This is a genomic window from Xenorhabdus ishibashii (assembly GCF_002632755.1).
Classification (GTDB): Bacteria; Pseudomonadota; Gammaproteobacteria; order Enterobacterales; family Enterobacteriaceae; genus Xenorhabdus; species Xenorhabdus ishibashii.
The window spans coordinates 178,990-198,009 of sequence record NZ_NJAK01000001.1; the positions used below are offsets into that span (position 1 = coordinate 178,990).

The 19,020-nt window shown below is 43.0% G+C and carries 15 protein-coding genes; 11 read left to right on the plus strand and 4 right to left on the minus strand.

What is annotated here, in order from left to right:
• Window position 1 precedes the first annotated feature (1 nt).
• From basC to Xish_RS00785, 7 genes are all read left to right on the plus strand, one after another.
• The gene (gene basC / locus Xish_RS00755; protein ID WP_099116277.1) at window positions 2–1,357 is read left to right on the plus strand and encodes a putative histamine N-monooxygenase; all 1,356 of its coding nucleotides are present in this window, start codon (window positions 2–4) and stop codon (window positions 1,355–1,357) included.
• Window positions 1,335–2,489 carry a histidine decarboxylase gene (locus Xish_RS00760; protein ID WP_099116278.1) on the plus strand — a complete coding sequence of 385 codons (1,155 nt, stop codon included), beginning with the start codon at window positions 1,335–1,337 and terminating at the stop codon, window positions 2,487–2,489. The genes basC and Xish_RS00760 overlap by 23 nt, the downstream gene beginning before the upstream one ends.
• A gap of 106 nt (window positions 2,490–2,595) precedes the next feature.
• Entirely contained in the window at window positions 2,596–3,393 is a 798-nt protein-coding gene (locus Xish_RS00765; protein WP_099116279.1) for an ABC transporter ATP-binding protein, read from the plus strand.
• A gap of 2 nt (window positions 3,394–3,395) precedes the next feature.
• Window positions 3,396–4,406 carry a FecCD family ABC transporter permease gene (locus Xish_RS00770; protein ID WP_208614791.1) on the plus strand — a complete coding sequence of 337 codons (1,011 nt, stop codon included), beginning with the start codon at window positions 3,396–3,398 and terminating at the stop codon, window positions 4,404–4,406.
• On the plus strand, window positions 4,403–5,458 hold the full coding sequence (locus Xish_RS00775; RefSeq protein ID WP_099116281.1) for a FecCD family ABC transporter permease: 1,056 nt from the start codon (window positions 4,403–4,405) through the stop codon (window positions 5,456–5,458). Before Xish_RS00770 ends, Xish_RS00775 begins: the two co-directional genes overlap by 4 nt.
• A gap of 551 nt (window positions 5,459–6,009) precedes the next feature.
• Window positions 6,010–6,354 (plus strand): hypothetical protein, encoded by a 345-nt coding sequence (locus tag Xish_RS00780; RefSeq protein ID WP_099116282.1) that lies wholly within the window; start codon window positions 6,010–6,012, stop codon window positions 6,352–6,354.
• A 135-nt stretch (window positions 6,355–6,489) separates the two neighbouring features.
• Window positions 6,490–7,299 carry an OB-fold protein gene (locus tag Xish_RS00785; protein WP_099116283.1) on the plus strand — a complete coding sequence of 270 codons (810 nt, stop codon included), beginning with the start codon at window positions 6,490–6,492 and terminating at the stop codon, window positions 7,297–7,299.
• Window positions 7,300–7,584: 285 nt separating this feature from the next.
• Here the strand turns inward: Xish_RS00785 and putP are convergent, their stop codons facing one another.
• Entirely contained in the window at window positions 7,585–9,069 is a 1,485-nt protein-coding gene (gene putP / locus Xish_RS00790) for a sodium/proline symporter PutP (protein WP_099116284.1), read from the minus strand.
• Between the two features lie 517 nt (window positions 9,070–9,586).
• Here putP and putA point away from each other — a divergent pair.
• Window positions 9,587–13,567, plus strand: a complete 3,981-nt coding sequence (putA, locus tag Xish_RS00795) for a trifunctional transcriptional regulator/proline dehydrogenase/L-glutamate gamma-semialdehyde dehydrogenase (protein ID WP_099116285.1) — start codon at window positions 9,587–9,589, stop codon at window positions 13,565–13,567.
• Window positions 13,568–13,750: 183 nt separating this feature from the next.
• Here putA and fliZ read toward each other — a convergent pair whose 3' ends face one another.
• The 3 genes from fliZ to Xish_RS00810 form a co-directional block, all read right to left on the minus strand.
• Window positions 13,751–14,266, minus strand: coding sequence for a flagella biosynthesis regulatory protein FliZ (fliZ, locus tag Xish_RS00800; RefSeq protein WP_099116286.1), 516 nt, complete (start codon window positions 14,264–14,266; stop codon window positions 13,751–13,753).
• Window positions 14,267–14,319: 53 nt separating this feature from the next.
• Window positions 14,320–15,042 (minus strand): RNA polymerase sigma factor FliA, encoded by a 723-nt coding sequence (locus Xish_RS00805; protein WP_099116287.1) that lies wholly within the window; start codon window positions 15,040–15,042, stop codon window positions 14,320–14,322.
• 274 nt (window positions 15,043–15,316) lie between these two features.
• Window positions 15,317–16,300 carry a flagellin N-terminal helical domain-containing protein gene (locus Xish_RS00810; RefSeq protein ID WP_099116288.1) on the minus strand — a complete coding sequence of 328 codons (984 nt, stop codon included), beginning with the start codon at window positions 16,298–16,300 and terminating at the stop codon, window positions 15,317–15,319.
• A 275-nt stretch (window positions 16,301–16,575) separates the two neighbouring features.
• On the opposite strand from Xish_RS00810, the gene fliD reads away from it, so the two are divergent.
• From fliD to fliT, 3 genes are read left to right on the plus strand one after another with little or no spacing between them, the layout of a single operon-like run.
• Window positions 16,576–18,045, plus strand: coding sequence for a flagellar filament capping protein FliD (gene fliD, locus Xish_RS00815; protein WP_099116289.1), 1,470 nt, complete (start codon window positions 16,576–16,578; stop codon window positions 18,043–18,045).
• A gap of 12 nt (window positions 18,046–18,057) precedes the next feature.
• Window positions 18,058–18,468, plus strand: coding sequence for a flagellar export chaperone FliS (fliS, locus tag Xish_RS00820; protein ID WP_074023854.1), 411 nt, complete (start codon window positions 18,058–18,060; stop codon window positions 18,466–18,468).
• Window positions 18,468–18,842: a flagella biosynthesis regulatory protein FliT gene (gene fliT, locus Xish_RS00825; RefSeq protein WP_099116290.1), complete on the plus strand. Its 375-nt coding sequence runs from the start codon at window positions 18,468–18,470 to the stop codon at window positions 18,840–18,842. The genes fliS and fliT overlap by 1 nt, the downstream gene beginning before the upstream one ends.
• Window positions 18,843–19,020: the final 178 nt, after the last annotated feature.

The following is a 19,020-nucleotide window of genomic DNA, read 5'->3' on the forward strand; positions in this document are numbered from 1 at the left end:
TATGAATAATATTGACCTGATCGGTATTGGTATTGGTCCCTTCAATCTGGGATTGGCGGCACTACTTTCGTCACACTCTGATCTGACCAGCCTTTTCCTCGAACGTAAACCTGAGTTTCGCTGGCATGAGGGTCTCCTGTTATCAGGTACAACACTGCAGGTTCCATTCCTGGCGGATTTGGTAACAATGGCAGAGCCTACACACCCTCTGAGTTTTCTTAATTATCTTCATAAACATGATCGTCTTTACAAATTCTACTATTACGAAAAATTTCAGATCCCACGTCAGGAATATGACCATTACTGCCGCTGGGTAACGCAACAACTCCCCTCCTGCCAGTTCGGTGAAAATGTCATTGATGTGGCTTATGATCCGGTTTCCGATCATTTCATTGTTGAAAGTAAGCCTCATATGGGATCGACGCATCAGTATTACAGTCGTAACCTTGCTGTCGGTATAGGAACCGCTCCGTTTCTGCCTGAGTGGGCTAAAATCCAGACCAAAGCTCCTATCTTACATTCGGCAGAGTTCATAAACAGGCGTGCACAGCTCTCAACGTGTCGGCGTGTCACTGTAATTGGTTCAGGGCAAAGTGCTGCCGAATGCGTACTGGCGCTTCACAATGCGTTGACACCTGAAATGATAGAGGCTGGCGCTTCAATCCAGTGGATCACCCGATCTGCCGGTTTTCATCCTATGGAATCGTCGAAACTCGGTCAGGAATGTTTCACGCCGGCCTACATGAACCATTTTCACAGTATAACAAGAGAGAAACGCCGCAAGATCGTGGCGGGTCAGGGCGGGCTTTATAAAGGTATCAGTGTCTCAACTATCGCAGATATCTTCGACATTTTGTATGAAGGCTCCATCGGTGGTCGTGATCCAAAACTTTCGCTTATTTCAAACTGCGAGGTCGAACAGGTGGAAAACTCTGGAGACTCTGAGGCGTTGCGGGTCATTTTTCGTCATCGGCATCTGGATAAAGTCGGCGTCATTGAAACTGATGCTATTGTCGCTGCTACAGGTTATGAGCACACCAGCCCAAAATGGTTAGAAGGACTCAAGAATACAGTGCTTGCAACTGACGATTATGGTGATTTTATTGTAAAAGAGGATTTTAGTGCTCAACGCATTGACAAAGGAAAAGGCCTTATTTTCGTCCAGAATGCTGAAATTTTTCAACACGGTATTGGCTCTCCCGATCTGGGGCTTGGCGCGTATCGCAATGGGATTATTGCCAACCAGCTTCTTGGGCAGGAGTATTATCGCTTGCCTCAAAATTCGTCATTCCAGAGCTTTGGTCTGCCAGAGTATTACAATACCGGAGATAAAGATGACATTGTCCTTTGCCGATAAAAACAGGCTAGATGCGTTTTGGCATTACTGTGTTAAAAACCAGTATTTCAATATTGGCTATCCTGAGTCCTCAGACTTTGATTATTCTTATTTACAGAGATTCATGCAGTTCTCTATCAACAATTGCGGTGACTGGGGAGCGGAGTGCAACTATCTCTTAAACTCTTTTGAGTTCGAAAAAGAGGTCATGAAATACTTTGCTGAGCTGTTCAAAATCCCTTTCGAAGACAGTTGGGGTTATGTCACCAACGGAGGAACGGAAGGTAATATGTTCGGCTGCTATCTTGGGCGAGAACTATTTCCTGAGGGGACACTTTATTATTCAAAAGATACGCATTATTCGGTGGCAAAAATTGTTAAATTACTGCGTATCAAATCTTGTTTAGTAGAATCCTTACCCACTGGTGAGATAGACGATAATGACCTGATACAGAAGATCATCGCTCATAAAGAACCACATCCAATCATTTTTGCCAATATCGGTACAACATTGCTCGGTGCGGTAGATAACATCAAGATCATTCAACAACGTATGCAGCAAATCGGTATCGCTCGCGAGAATTACTATCTGCACGCAGACGCTGCATTAAGTGGGATGATCCTGCCGTTCGTAGATAACCCGCAGCCTTTTACCTTTGCAGATGGTATCGACTCTATCAGTGTCTCCGGACACAAAATGATAGGTTCCCCTATTCCTTGCGGGATTGTTGTTGCAAAACGGAAAAACGTTGAGCGTATTACAGTCGATATTGATTACATTTCGGCTCAGGACAAAACCATCTCAGGCTCACGTAATGGCCAGACGCCACTGATGATATGGGCGGCCATTCGCAGTCACTCGTTTGCTGATTGGCAGTGCCGCACTAAACACTGCCTAGAGATGGCACAATATGCCGTCAAGCGTTTCCGTTCTGCCGGAATAGAAGCCTGGCGTCATGACAACTCCATTACAGTGGTATTTCCATGCCCGTCGACAGCCGTCTGGAAGAAGTATTGTCTGGCAAGGTCGGGAGATATTGCACACCTAATCACCACGGCACATCATCACGACAGTAGTAAAATCGATGCATTAATCAACGATGTCATTGCTGAATCGCACCGGATAGTTCAAGTGCAAGATGCTGTCATGTGAGAGGTAAAAACAACTACATTGGGGCTTCCCCTGTGATTTTGATATGCTAACCAAATCATAACTATTACACTGTAATTTATTTTATATAAAACTGAAGGAGCCTTTGGTGCTTACAGCAAGAAATATCACCGCAACTTACGGCAAAAAAACCGTATTGCATGATTTGTCAGTAGACTTTACCCAAGGGCGCATCACCGCACTCGTCGGGTCTAATGGCTGCGGTAAGTCGACACTGCTGAAGTCCATCATGGGTTTCATCCCTCTGAAAAGTGGAGAAATTCTGCTAGAAGGTAAGCTAATTACAGAGATAGGTCGCAAAGCGCTGGCTCGAAAAATCTCTTATCTGCCGCAGGAATGCCACTGCCCGGATTACATGACACTGGGAGAGTTGATCGAGCTGGCAGCTTGTGGGCGCAATTCACTTTTCGGCGGGCCATCCCCGCGGGATCGCAAATTGTTTCATGATGTATTGGAAATCGTTGGCTTGGCCGATAAGGCTGGCTCTCAAGTCAACTCCCTTTCAGGAGGGCAACGCCAACGCGCCTGGGTGGCAATGGTGCTTGCACAGGACACTGACATCATTCTTATGGACGAGCCAGTGAATCACCTAGATATCAAATATCAATATACGGTGCTTAAACTGGTTCGCGATCTCTCACTCCAGCACGGGAAAACCATCGTTGTGGTGTTACATGATTTAAATCTAACAACAACTTTTGCCGATGATGTTGTGATGCTAAATACTGGTAGCGTTATTGCAGCAGGTGCTGTCAATAAAACGATAACGGTAGATAATATCCGACGCGTATTCGATATTCCGGCTGATATTTTTAGTTACAACGGCAGCCTTATCTGTCAGCCTTATCCGGGTATAAACCACCCTGGAAATCAGTCCGGAGTATGACGATGAAATCCAGTTTGTTTTTTATATTCGCCCCTTTTGTATTGCTGCTGATCTTTTTTTCTAGTCTCTCTTTTGGCGTAAATATTGCGCCAGTTTCGCAAATTTATGCGGCCTTAACGCAGTCCGAACCGCAAGACTATGAACAGGCGGTTATTTTATACCAGCGACTGCCACGGGCTTTGATTTGTGTTTATGTCGGTGCGGCGATGGCATGCAGTGGCCTCGTCTTCCAGGGGCTTATCCGCAATCCACTAGCCTCCTCATCAACATTGGGAATCAATGCCGGTACGACACTATTTGTCATAATAGGTGCAATCAGCTTTGAGTTCGATCTGACATTACAAGGCATAGCTGCCCTTGTCGGCGGGTTATTCGGCTTTCTGTCATCTCTTGCAGTATCTCGCCTGGCAGGTGTTAACGGCGTTTCTCGCGACTTGCTATTGATACTGTCAGGCACATTAATAACGATGCTTTATCTTGGGATAAGCAATGCTGTTCTTCTTGCCTATCCTGCATTACGAACTGAATATTTGAGCTGGTTAGCAGGGGCTATCAATCATGTCTATATCACAAGACTTCACCATTTCTGGTGGCTCGGTATACTGGCCTTGATGGTACTTTTATTACTGGCACGTCCACTGACACTTATTCTGCTCGGTTACGAAAAAGCGCTTTCGATTGGCGCAAATGCAACGCTTGTTTCACGCATTGCGCTGATTGCAGCCATAGTTGCATCCAGTTCTGCCGTTGCCATATGCGGTCCGATTGGTTTCGTGGGGTTGGTTGTACCCCATATTGTCAAGCCTCTGGTTGGTCAGAATTTTATGCTGTCTCTGCCAGCTTGTGCTCTGGCGGGGGCAAGTATCTGCTTGATTGCCAATCTCTGTGCGCAGACACTCTTCCAGCCTTATGTCATACATACCGGCATTCTAATGGATTTCTTGGGAGGATTGTTTTTTATCTGGATTATCAGAAAGCGCTATCTTTTAGCAACATCGGAGAGATCACTATGAACTTCGGTCAAGCAACAGACGGACAAAGGGTACTACGTTTCGCCAACGGATTACAGATGCGTACCCGTGACATAAAAGTCGGTTTATGCCTATTTACCATCACGATCATACTCATGGCTATTTCTTTAAACGTCGGGGTTACAAACGTTGGTATACGTGAATTCACGCATATGCTTTTTGGATATTCCCTTGATCACCACCAGTTTTATGCGCTCTGGGTTGTACGAATACCCCATATTTTATTGGGATTAATGGTAGGTTGGTGCGCAGCCCTTGCCGGTGCTATTTTGCAGCCGATTGCTCGCAATCCGCTGGCTGACCCCGGCCTTTTTGGCATAAGTCAGGGATCTATGACGATGATCATAGTCTTACTGGCGTTTGTTCCTTCCGCACCTAAGATGCTGATCGTCCTTGCTGCACTAGTTGGCGGACTGATTGTTGCGTTGTTTTTGACTTTGCTCGTCGGCAATAATCGCGCAAGTGGCTTAGCAATTTTACTGATGGGGATTGCCGTCTCGTCCGTTCTTAGTTCTGTCAGCTCTTTTCTTATTCTCTATCTTCCGACAGAATTATCCTTGAATCTTGCTGGATGGATGCAAGGATCGTTGTTTCAGGCCAGTTGGTCAATTATCGCATCATTCACGCCATTATTCTTATTGAGTATTATCGGAATTCTGATCACTGGCCCCGCTTTAAACCGCTATGAGCTTGGAAATGAACTTGCTATGTCCTTTGGGGAGCCTATCAAATATTCCCGCCCGTTGCTGATGATGTTTTCTGTCCTGCTAAGCGCAGCATCTGTCACCGCAGTAGGACCATTGAGCTTTTTGGGAATACTGGCACCGCATCTGGCTAGCTTTATTTCATCGGCTACAGGCCGCGCCCGACTGTTTCTTTCCGCTCTGGTGGGTGGAAATCTGGTCGTCACCGCGGATATCATGGCGAAAGCAGCACCCGCAGGAATCTTTCTCCCTGTCGGGTTGAGTTTCACACTCATTGGTGTGCCCCTGTTCATCCTGACAATGCGGCTAAGCGCACTACGTAAACGCTGAATATCTGGGACATGCTATCGATTTATATAGATGAAAAACAACATATTAAATATATGACCTATTATTCCAGCCATGCCTATTTCCCACAATAAATATATCATCAGAGGTTAATTAATACTCTTTTCTTTCAAAAAAATTGATGTCACGACCCGCTCATTCATTTAATAACAACATCAACCATAAAACAATTAAATAGGGAAATATTAAAGTTGAACAGAATATTACATTTTTCTTACCAAAAAAATAAGTTAAATATGCCTATGTCGGTATCGCAAGAGCAATAAATAGAGTGATTTGTGTGTTAACTAATGTTTTATCCCGCTAATAATTAATTGTATATTTTGACAAGGATTAAATAAAAAAATATTATTGTAATTGGTGTCGGAACCACTACCAAAGATATATCGCTTAAATAAAGTGAATATGAATAAAACTTAAACTTAACAATGCCGAAATGGTGGTGAATATAATACCCAGTAATGGGGAATCAGCCCAGCCTTTCAGTGGGAGGCTTCTGAACATTTTGGCGCCTTAATTAGGGATGTTTAAAAATGAAAGCATTATCTATTATTGCTCTTGTATTTGCTGCTTTGTCTATCTTTATTCCAGTTGGTGGCGTATTTATCGCTATGTTCTGTAGTGTTCTTGCTCTAATGTCATTTTATAAAAGCCCAACATTATCTGGTGTAACATTTGGTATGAACATCATTTCCACGGCTTTTTTATCTCCAAGTCTCATGGTGACGGCAGCCTCAATACACAGCGATGGTGGCGATGGCGTAGGGCTTTATTGGTTCTATGTTGGCTTTCATATAGTTCTTTTTGTATTAGCAATTATTATCTCAATGATTTTGAAGAAAAAAGCAAGTAAAAAAGAAACCGTTACAGCGAGTTAATTGCAAAATCTCCCCCTAAAAAGGGGGAGGTTGATAATTACACAATATCTGTACAACAAAACCAAAAAACTTGACGTTAGATAATTAAATACGCAATTAAAATAATTAGATAACTTAATGTATGTGGATATATAAATGAAAAACGTATTGAAATGGGTAGGGATAGTATTTGTTGTTCTTCTCGTTATAGGCTTCATTGCAGGAAATGATGAAAGTAAATCATCAAGTAGCAATTCCTCTGCGGCAACATCATCGAAAAAAGCAATTAAGTTGACCGAAAATGAACTAAAAACCGTCAAAGAGATGATTTACGATGAAGTGGAAACCAGCTTTGATGGAGGTAGTTCACAACTAGATACAGAATATTTAGCTGTATCAGCCAGAGAAATGCAAAAAGTCTACGCAGAAAATGAAGCCAGAGGTGATAAGATCTACAAAGGTAAAAAAATTATCATATCTGGTATTATTGATTCAATAGATTCTAGCTTTGGCGATATTCCTGTTGTGACATTAAAAACAGGTGATATGTTTAATAAAGTACATGTCAATTTTTCTAAAAAATATAGAGATCTTGCCGCTGAGCTAAATAAAAATCAAAAGGTTAAATACGCCTGCGTTGGTAGCAGTGTCATTATAGGATCACCATCGGTGAGGGATTGTACTCCGGTTTCGGTTGCCGTAGATGAATTGACCGATAAGCTTGTATCATCTGCAAATAATGCTTTAAAAAACCCAGGTAAAGCAAACGAGTATGATAAAGAAATAATTCTGTTTGTTAAGATTGCTTCTGTAGCGACAGAAGATTTTAAAACATGTGGCACCATTGATCAGAAATGTTTATTTTCTGCTATCTCTAAATACGGCGAAGATAATTTGAAAAATAACGAAGAGATTAAGGCAGTGATGAAAAAATTAGGAGTAGATCCCGCTACACTAGAAATATAATCCAGCCCCGAAAGGGGCTTTTCCCCTTCTAAACTTTGCTCACATTTTGTGTTTCCCGTAAGTAAAATACCCCCAAAATTTCAGATATACCATTACGATGGAAGTCTACGCTCAGCGCGAGACCTTTACAGAAGGAATGGAGATACCTAATGATATCGTGTGATCCACGCTAGTTGTTGTTGAGAATGGTAAGGTTACGAGAATTATCAATAAACCCGACGACAAACTGATTGATGGAGATAACAAATCAGCCCCTGAATAATCAGAGGCTTTTTATTTTATTGACTATTTCGTCTTATAGTGCGCTTCTGCTTCAAGAAAACGCTGTTGTGTCGCTTGACTTGGCGCTTTTCCTAGCAAACTCACCACGATAATAGCAATCGTCGCAAAGATAAAGCCTGGAATGATTTCATACAAGGAAAACCAGTGGTATTCCATCCAAACCAGCACTGTGATAGCGCCCACCAGCATACCCGCCAATGCACCATTACGAGTCATACGTTTCCAAAGTACCGAGATCAAAACTACAGGGCCAAATGCTGCACCAAATCCGGCCCAAGCATTACTAACTAATGCCAGTACCTTATTGTTCGGATTAGTTGCAATCACAATGGCAATGATAGCTACCAACAAAACCATCATACGACCAACCCATACCAATTCTTTCTGGCTAGCTTTGGTACGTATAAATGCTTTATAGAGATCTTCTGTCAGTGCGCTGGAGCAAACCAGCAACTGGCAACTCAATGTACTCATAACCGCAGCCAGTACCGCAGACAGTAATATTCCCGTGATCCATGGGTTAAACAAGAGCACACCTAATTCTATAAAGATACGTTCACGGTTTTGCAATACCGCCCCTGCCTGCTCAGGATATATTTCAAAATATGAGATACCAAAGAAGCCAACAGCCACAGTACCTGCAAGACACAGTAACATCCACGTCATACTGATGCGACGGGCTTTATGAATAGTCTGGTGAGAGTCTGCCGCCATGAAGCGAGCGAGAATGTGCGGCTGACCAAAATAGCCCAATCCCCATCCCAACAAAGAAATAATGGCAATAATATTCAGATTTTTAAACATATCTAAATAAGCCGGATTTTTTGCTTCAATAATAGTGATGGCGGAGCCAACGCCTCCCACTTTGAACAAAACCAGCACAGGAACCAAAATCAAAGCAAAAATCATCAAAGTTGCCTGAACTGTATCCGTCCAACTCACCGCCAAAAAACCACCGAGGAAGGTATAGGCAATCGTTGCCAATGCACCTAACCAGATAGCCTTTTCATAACTGATACCGAACGTGTTTTCAAATAACAGCCCACCAGCCACAACACCCGATGCACAGTAAATAGTAAAGAAAATCAAGATAACCAATGCAGAGATAATACGCAGGATTTTGCTTTTATCTTCAAAGCGATGAGTGAAATAGTCTGGTAACGTCAATGCGTTATTACTCACTTCAGTATGAACGCGTAATCTACCTGCAATCCAGCGCCAGTTCAGGTATGCCCCCAGCAGTAGACCTAATGCGATCCAACCTTCTGAAATTCCAGAGAAAAAAATAGCCCCCGGCAGCCCCATCAATAACCAGCCACTCATATCAGAAGCGCCAGCAGATAATGCTGTTACCACACTACCTAATCGCCTGCCCCCCAAGATGTAATCATCAAAATTTTTGGTAGAACGATAAGCCATAAAACCTATCAGCAGCATCCCTGCGATATAGATAATGAAGGTAATGAGCATTGGTGAATTTACTGTCATGCAGGTTCTTCTCCATAGTGTTTTTATAAATTATGTATCTGCAAATGTGTTATTTGTGTAAATAATGTCATCTGTGCGTGCAGTACTTCCAAGTGATACTTCGCTTTTTATCAGGCTGCAATAACAGTTGCACCTGAAGATGACATTAGTTTTCATATGCACTATTTACACTTGTAATTATTTTAAAATTACATTCTATCCTAGTTTAGCTAAAACATTTTTAACAACAAATTAACTGTATTTTTATAAAAAACGCTTGCTAAATCACATTTATCACTCCAAAAGTTGTACCTAAAATTAAATAACTGGTTATACCTAAAATTTACACAATTAAGATAAAATTAATAAATATCAATATGATAAATAAAAATCAATAATAAAATTATCTAAAAAGAGAACAAAAACAAGATTAATTTCACAAATTTAGAATGACCACCCTTAACAAAGTTGCACAAAGTTGCAACATGGAAGATATTGTTATGCAACTTGTTTTAGTCTTGCCTATTAAGGAGTGAAAATGGGTAGTACCACTATGGGTGTGAAGCTTGATGAAGCAACACGCAATCGAATTAAAGCCGCAGCACAACGAATTGAACGCACCCCACACTGGCTAATTAAGCAAGCCATTTTTAATTATCTTGAACGTCTGGAAAACGAGGAAAAACTCCCAGAAATATCAGCGGATCAGGATAACAAAGAAGAATTGATTTCCGAAGTAGAATCACCGATTGAGGCGTCTTATCAACCATTTCTGGATTTTGCCGAACATATTTTACCCCAATCGGTGAAACGTTCGGCAATTACTGCGGCCTATCGCCTCCCCGAAATCCAAGCGGTTCCTATGCTGCTGCAACGCGCACAGCTATCTGAAGAACAAGCCAAGGCAACGCATCAGCTCGCTTATTCCATTGCCGAAAAGCTGCGTCAACAAAAACAGGGCATTGGCCGATCAGGTTTGGTTCAGGGATTGTTGCAAGAGTTTTCACTTTCTTCGCAGGAAGGGGTAGCTTTGATGTGCCTCGCCGAAGCCCTGCTGCGTATCCCCGATAAAGCCACTCGTGATGCCTTGATCCGCGATAAGATCAGTAACGGCAACTGGCATTCCCATTTAGGCCAAAGCCCCTCCATGTTTGTCAACGCTGCAACATGGGGCTTATTGTTCACTGGCAAGCTGGTATCTACCCATAATGAAGCCAAGTTATCCAAATCCCTGAACCGTATTATCAACAAAAGTGGCGAGCCGTTGGTGCGCAAAGGTGTGGATATGGCAATGCGTTTGATGGGTGAGCAATTTGTGACGGGAGAAACCATCGCCCAAGCCCTTGCCAACGCTCGTAAACTGGAAGAAAAAGGCTTCCGCTATTCTTATGATATGCTCGGCGAAGCCGCATTAACCGAAGAAGATGCACAAGCCTATATGGTTTCCTATCAGCAGGCTATTCACGCCATTGGCAAGGCATCAAATGGCCGTGGTATTTATGAAGGGCCAGGGATTTCTATTAAACTTTCTGCCCTGCATCCACGTTATAGCCGTGCCCAATATGAACGTGTTATTGAGGAACTCTATCCTCGTTTGCTTTCCCTGACCTTACAGGCTCGTCAATACGATATCGCTATCAATATTGATGCAGAAGAAGCCGATCGTCTGGAAATTTCCCTCGATTTGCTGGAAAAATTGTGTTTCGAACCAAAACTGGAAGGCTGGAACGGTATTGGTTTTGTCATTCAGGCTTACCAAAAACGTTGTCCTTTTGTCATCGATAGCATTATTGATTTGGCACAACGCAGCCGTCACAGGTTGATGATCCGTCTGGTGAAAGGGGCTTACTGGGATAGTGAAATTAAACGTGCCCAAATCGATGGCTTGGAAGGCTATCCGGTGTATACCCGCAAGGTCTATACCGATGTTTCTTACCTTGCCTGTGCCCGCAAGCTGCTCTCCGTCCCTAATTTGATCTACCCGCAATTTGCTACCCACAACGCCCATACTTTATCCGCCATTTATCATCTGGCGGGGCAAAACTATTATCCGGGGCAATATGAATTCCAGTGTTTGCATGGCATGGGGGAGCCGCTCTATGAACAAGTCGTCGGCAAGATTTCAGAAGGTAAACTCAATCGTCCGTGCCGTATTTACGCACCGGTAGGCACACACGAAACACTACTGGCCTATCTGGTGCGCCGTTTGCTGGAAAATGGAGCCAATACTTCATTTGTCAATCGTATTGCAGATACCTCACTACCGATTGATGAATTGGTTGCTGATCCGGTAAAAATTGTACAGGAATTGGCTCAAACCGAAGGGCAAATCGGCCTGCCCCATCCTAAAATCCCTCTGCCCCGTGATTTATACGGCAAAAACCGTGTCAATTCATCAGGGTTGGATCTCGCCAATGAACATCGTTTAGCTTCTCTTTCCAGCGCCCTGCTCAGTTCTTCAATGGAAACGTGGCACAGCGAACCGTTATTAGGTGGCGATTACCAACCGACAGGAGAACTGCCGGCGCTTAAGCCTGTGAACAATCCCGCCAGAAACTCCGATATCGTGGGTTATGTGCGCGAAGCTACTGAACAGGAAGTTAGCTATGCGCTGGATGTGGCTACCGATGCCGGCACAATTTGGTTTTCCACTCCCCCTTCAGAACGTGCCGCAATTTTAGTGCGTGCAGCGGAGTTGATGGAAAACAATCTGCAATCCTTGCTCGGCATTCTGGTTCGTGAAGCGGGTAAAACATTCAACAATGCGATTGCCGAAGTACGCGAAGCGGTGGATTTTCTCCACTATTATGCAAGTCAGGTTCGCCAGGATTTCGCCAATGATACCCACCGCCCACTAGGACCTGTGGTGTGTATCAGCCCGTGGAACTTCCCGCTGGCAATTTTCACCGGCCAAATCGCGGCTGCATTGGCAGCAGGTAATAGTGTTCTGGCAAAACCCGCAGAGCAGACACCACTTATTGCTGCCGTTACGGTAAAAATATTGCATCAGGCAGGTATTCCTCGCGATGCACTGCAATTATTGCCCGGACAAGGAGAAACAGTAGGTGCACTGCTGGTCGGTGATGAGCGTGTACGCGGTGTCATGTTTACCGGCTCTACCGCAGTCGCCAGTTTGTTGCAGCGCAATATTGCTGGCCGCCTTGATGCACAAGGGCGCCCGACACCGTTGATCGCAGAAACCGGTGGCCTGAATGCCATGATCATTGATTCCTCCGCACTAACCGAACAAGTTGTTACCGATGTCATCGCTTCCGCTTTTGACAGTGCCGGACAACGCTGTTCTGCCCTGCGTATCCTGTGTATTCAGGAAGATGTGGCTGAAAGAACTATCACTATGCTGAAAGGGGCGATGGCTGAATGCCGGATGGGGAATACTGAGCGATTATCCACAGATATTGGCCCCGTCATTGATGCAGAAGCGAAAGCGGGTATCGAGCGTCATATCCAAACCATGCGTACCAAAGGCCGGACAATTTATCAGGCGGCATATGAAAATACCACAGATAACCAGGAGTGGACACAAGGCACTTTCGTTAAACCAACGCTGATTGAACTGGAAAGTTTCGATGAATTGAAGAAAGAAATTTTCGGGCCAGTCCTGCATGTCGTCCGTTTTAAACGTAGTGAGTTAGATAATCTGCTGGATCAGATCAACGCTACCGGTTATGGCTTAACATTGGGCGTCCATACCCGTATTGATGAGACCATCGCTCAGGTCACAAGCAAAGCGAAAGTCGGCAACATATATGTCAACCGCAATATGGTGGGTGCAGTCGTCGGCGTGCAGCCGTTTGGTGGTGAAGGCTTGTCAGGTACAGGACCAAAAGCCGGTGGGCCACTGTATCTGTATCGTTTGCTGTCACAGCGCCCTCTCAATGCTGCCAGCCAAACTCTGGAACGGCAGGATACAGAATATGAGCTTGATGCCAAAGCCCGTGTTGACCTGCACTCGCCGCTCTACAAACTGGCAAATTGGGCAACCGAGCAGAATAATGAAGGATTGAATCAGGTAATTCAGGAATACAGTTTACTGGCACAAGGCGGAACAATACGCCTGTTACCAGGGCCAACTGGAGAGCGCAATACTTATGCCTTACTGCCGCGCGGTCATGTTCTTTGCCTTGCAGACAACGAACAAGACACATTGGTGCAATTAGCCGCGGTGCTTTCTGTCGGTTGTCAGGCAATTTGGGAGAAAGACGAACTGCATCAAGGGTTACATCGTCAGTTACCTAATGAGGTTCGCCAGCATATTTATTGGATCAATGATTGGCAGAATGAAGAAACAGCGATGGAAGCGGTTATTTATCATGGTGATTGTGACCAATTACGCCATGTATGTGAAGTGATTGCCCAACGTAAAGGGCCGATTATTTCCGTACAGGGTTTTGCCCGTGGTGAAACCAATTTACTGCTAGAACGCTTACTGCATGAGCGTTCATTAAGTGTTAATACGGCGGCAGCAGGCGGTAATGCCAGCCTGATGACCATTGGTTAACATGAAACAGCGAATGTCATTTTTTGGTGCAAGTTATTTCTGATAAAGCCATTTATTTAGTCATTAAAATAAGTGGCTAAATTAATCCGTTCAACGTAAATATACATAGAGGGGAGTGCGTGATAATCGCATTCCCCTCTGGAATCGTTTCAATTTAATAATATTACCTGTCGGTATAATTAATCAATGACGACCATTCTGTTGCCAGCTCAGATATTGTTCATATTTACGCAGGGCAATATTATAATTGCTAAAAGCAGATTGAGATAATTCCTCACTGAGCTTCTCCTGGATCTTTTCTGGCGTAAACTCACTGGTTGGATAATTACTTGAAGTCAGTAATTCATCCAAACGCCTTAAACGAACCACATACTCACGCACAGTACTATGACTCATCTCTGTTTGCTCAAACAGATATTGTTTAAATGACATAATGTCGAAATAATCAGTCTGGCTATTGCAATAAATTTCACTACAAAAGCGGCACAGCGCCACAAATTTACCCTGCAACTCATTCCAGGTTTTGTCATCCACCAATTCAGTCATCTCAGAAATAGCTTCCTTATTGATGACCTGACCGTTAAAAACCAGCGAAATACGGTCGAGGGTTTTATGACAGTGCAGACAATGAGTCTGGCTGTGTTTATAATCTTTGATATAACGGCTAAGAGGCCGTTTCTTTTGTGTTGTAATAGACATAAGAGATAAAGCCCTGTGTATAGTCTTAACAAAAAAAACAAACAAGCAAAAAGTTACTTCTCTGGATTCAAACGCGCCCTCAACCTTTTTATCGCCTGGCTGTGAAGCTGGCTTACGCGGGATTCTCCCACATTAAGCACTGCGCCGATCTCTTTAAGATTCAGTTCTTCCTGATAGTACAACGTAAGAACCATCTTTTCCCGTTCAGGTAACGATTCTATGACCTCGATTACCCGCTGACGAAGATCACCTTCCAGTAATTGTTGCAGGGGGTTTGCTTCATGCTCCTCCTCAATCACTGGCTCACAGCTTTCACCGTGAATTTCGTGCCATTCGTCATAAGAAAACAGTTGACTGTTATTCGTGTCTAACAGTATTTGCCGGTATTCTATCAGATTAATCTTTAATTCTTTAGCAACTTCCTGCTCACTGGCTGGACGGCCTAACTCTTGCTCAAGTTTACGGATGGTCTGCGTGACTTCACGTGCGTTACGCCGCACACTACGCGGAGCCCAATCACGGCTCCTCAACTCATCCAACATTGCACCTCTGATGCGCTGTACCGCATAGGTGGTAAAGGCGGTTCCCTGCATGGAATCAAACCGCTCCACCGCATTCAGTAAGCCTATGCCACCGGCCTGAAGCAAGTCATCGAGTTCTACGTTGGCAGGCAATCTGACCTGTAGCCTCAATGCTTCATGGCGAACTAGTGGTACATAGCGCTTCCAGAGGCTATTTTTGTCCATCACGCCTTCGGCGGTATACAAATCGCTCACAACAACAGACACCTTTGGATAAGAGACTGGATACCATTATCCAATCCCCTAATCGGTCCAATCGTTGGAACAATGAAGTAAAAGCACTTCTTTTTCACCTATGCGAAATTTTTGCTGTCCGCCCAAATGCATAATCAGTTTCAGGCTGTCCTTGACAATCTTGATAAAAACACTAACTAAATACTAAAAAATAAGGATCGGCGCACCGATCCTTATTTTATAAGCGTCGTTTATGCAGGTTGCCCTGCATAATTGCCTAACTGGTAAATAAAAATTAACGCAGCAGAGACATAACGGATTGTGGAATTTGGTTCGCCTGAGCCAGAACAGCAGTACCCGCCTGTTGCAGGATCTGACCACGGCTCATATTAGAAACTTCAACCGCGTAGTCAGCATCTTCGATACGGCTGCGAGCAGCGCTCAGGTTGTTAACGGTGTTGTTCAGGTTATTAACGGTGGATTCCAGACGGTTTTGTACTGCACCCAGGGAGCTGCGCAGGCTGGCAACTCTAGCGAGAGCTTCGTCTAATTTTTCCAATGGCTTTTCTGTAGGTTTTAGAGTCCCTTTTGCTTCTTTTGCTGTTTTAAGATTGGCTTCTGCTGTATCAAGCTCCGTTTTTTTAGCAGTTTTGTCAGCAGCAGGTGCTTTATCCCATGCATCCTTAGCCGTTTTTACTGCAGCGTCAGCGGCTGTTACTGCTTCTTTTTGCTTTTTATCTTGTTCTGATGCAACTCTAAACTCACCCAGACCTAATGTTCCTTTATCAATTTGTTTCAGATCAATTTTGATAACTTCACCATCACTAGCACCAACCTGAATAGTCATTGCTTTGGCTTCTTCACTCAATACTTTTACGCCGTTAAACTGAGTTTGCTTAGAGATACGGTCAATTTCCTTCAGACGCTGATCGACTTCTTCCTGAATGGATTTCTTGTCACTTTCAGAGTTAGTGCCGTTTGTAGACTGAACAGCCAGTTCACGGATACGTTGCAGGTTGTTATTGATTTCGTTCAGAGCACCTTCGGTAGTCTGAGCAATGGAAATACCATCATTTGCGTTACGGGAAGCCTGAGTCAGACCTTTAACGTTAGCAGTGAAACGGTTAGCAATCGCTTGACCAGCAGCGTCATCCTTCGCGCTGTTAATACGTAAACCAGAGGACAGACGTTCAATAGCAGAACCCAGAGTACCTTTAGATCGGGTCAGGTTATTTTGCGCCAGCAGAGATGAGTAGTTAGTATTAATAACTGATGCCATAGTAGAGTTCCTTTTAAAATCAAGTCGATATAATTAGTTTGAGCCTTTTGCTCACGGTGTTCATCACCGCCAACAGTTTTATCGGCTCCTTAAAAAGAACCTTTAATATTTCTTGAAAAAACTTTTTTATTTTTTTCTCACGTTTCCCCGATAACCCAAATAGCGCCTGTTCTCATCAACTATTCCAGCCATCAAAAAAATTATTTTGTCAGTAAACTTTTCACCAATTAATCCGATAACACACCCAGCGATGCTTTTTATTAAAAGGAGTCAATATGGCTATTTCCACAGTAGGGGCCACATCTGGGGCATCTGGGAGACTAGATCAACTTGAAGCACAAGAAAGAAAACGTTTACAACCAATAACCCAGCAGCAGAGCAGTTATAAAGCCAAACTAACCGGTTTTGGCACATTAAAAGGCAGTTTGGAAAAATTAAAGAGTGCATCTGAAGAACTTAAAAAATTCGATAAACTCAATACCACTAAAACCAGTGAAGATCATAAAACATTTACTCCGAGTACAGATTCCAAAGCCAGCCCGGGTAACTATGTTATTGAAGTTCAACAGCTTGCCAAGGCTCAGTCTTTGCGATCTCAGGCATTTCCTGATATAAAAACTCCATTAGGGGAACAAGGTAAAGGTACCCGTACCATTATTATTACGCAGCCAGGGGCTGAAAAAGTCGGTAAAGAGAAAGCCGATGAAGAAAAAGAAAAGCCAATGCGCATTGCCCTGAAAGATAATGAAACTTCTCTGGTCGAAATTCGTGATGCGATTAATAAACAAGAAGGTAATGTTAATGCCAGCATTATCAAAGCAGAAGATAATAAAAATTATTTGATCCTGACTTCGAAAAAAGCGGGCACAAAATCAGTCATGACGATTAAAGTTCAAGGTGATGATACCCTGAATAGTTTGCTGAACTACGAGTCTGACGATAAAGGTGGTGGTTCAGGTGCAATGAACCAAGTGGTAGATCCTGCCAATGCAAAATTAACCGTCAATGGCATTGAAATCGAACGCCAGACTAATGAAATAAAAGATGCACCAGAAGGCATTACCCTGAATCTGAAAAAAGTTTCAGAAACAGAAGAAGTCGAAATCAACGGCAAAACTGAAAAGAAAACAATATCAGAAACACTGGTGGTTTCTCGTGATATTGAGCCAATGAAAGAGGCGATTAAAAAGTGGGTTGATACTTATAATGAGCTACAAAGCACGTTCAGTTCATTGACCAAATACAAGAAAGTTGGAACAGGTGAAGCACCTTCAAAAGATAATGGTCCCCTGCTTGGTGACGGTACTTTAAAAAGTATTCAAAACCAGTTAAGACAACAATTGTTTGCGGCACAACATGTTGATGATATCGCTACCCTGAATAAATTGGGCATCAAACAAAAAGAGGATGGCACGCTGGAAATTAGCAACGAAAAGCTGGAAAAAAACCTGAAAGAGAAACCTGCCAACGTTAAGGCTTTCTTTATGGGGGATGGAAAAGAAACCGGCTTTGCTACCCAGACGTATAATTTATTGAAAAAAACGCTAGATAGCCATGAAGGAACTATCGATACAGCAACAGAAGGTATCAATAAGACCCTGAAAAAACTGGAAAGACAAGCAGAACAGACTAACAGAAACATTGAAGCCACAATGGAGCGCTATAAAAAACAATTTACAGCACTGGATAAACTTGTCGGTTCAATGGCTCAAGCAAACTTATCTTTAGCCCAACTCTTAGGATAAAAAAGGACACCAATGTATCAACGTTCGGCAAGCCAGTTATACGCTCAGGTAGATCTTGAAAGCGAAATTATGAATGCCTCTCCCTATCAGTTGATTCAGATATTGTTCAACGGGGCGCTTAGCGCCCTGCGTCGTGCAATCATTCTGATACAACAAGGGAATATTCCAGAAAAAGGGTTAGCTATTTCAAAGGCGATTAATATCATTGATAATGGCCTCAAAGAAGGATTAGATTTCGAAAAAGGCGGTGAGATTGCCCAGAATCTTTTTGCTTTATATGATTATATGAGCCGCCGTTTACTCCATGCCAATTTACGCAATGATGAGAAGGCTATTACCGAAGTGATTGATTTACTTTCCGAGATTTCCGACTCTTGGCGGCAAATAGATCCTCATTACAACGCCAGTCAGGATATTGTTTAATGAAAAATGATATGGATCTTTTGTCAGCTTATCAGCAGATCCTTAGTTTAAGTGAGCAAATGATTGATTTAGCCAGAAATGAAAAGTGGGATGAACTTGTTGATATGGAAATCACTTATCTAAAGGCAGTAGAAGTGGTGACTTTATTATCAGAAAACTCAGATGCCTCTATTTCATTACAGCAGCAATTAACCAAAATTTTGCAAACTGTCCTGGATAATGAAAAAGAAACTAAGAGATTGTTGCAAAGAAGGTTAAATGAACTCAGCGACCTGATTAAACAGGAAAGCTGTAAACAACTCTTACATGATACATATGGACAATTCCCAATCAATAACTATGAGATGGAGTTAACAACAACTGAATCAAAATAGATATCACAAAGGCAACAATGATTCCATTTAACAATAACACTGATTGATGGTGTCATTTATTTTTTTATTTCAGGTGGTGTCAACTCGTCACTATCATTTTTTTGGTTAACCTAATTCGGCACTTTATTGTATTTATAATTTTCAAACAATCAAGGTATCTTATCTATATTTTTAACAA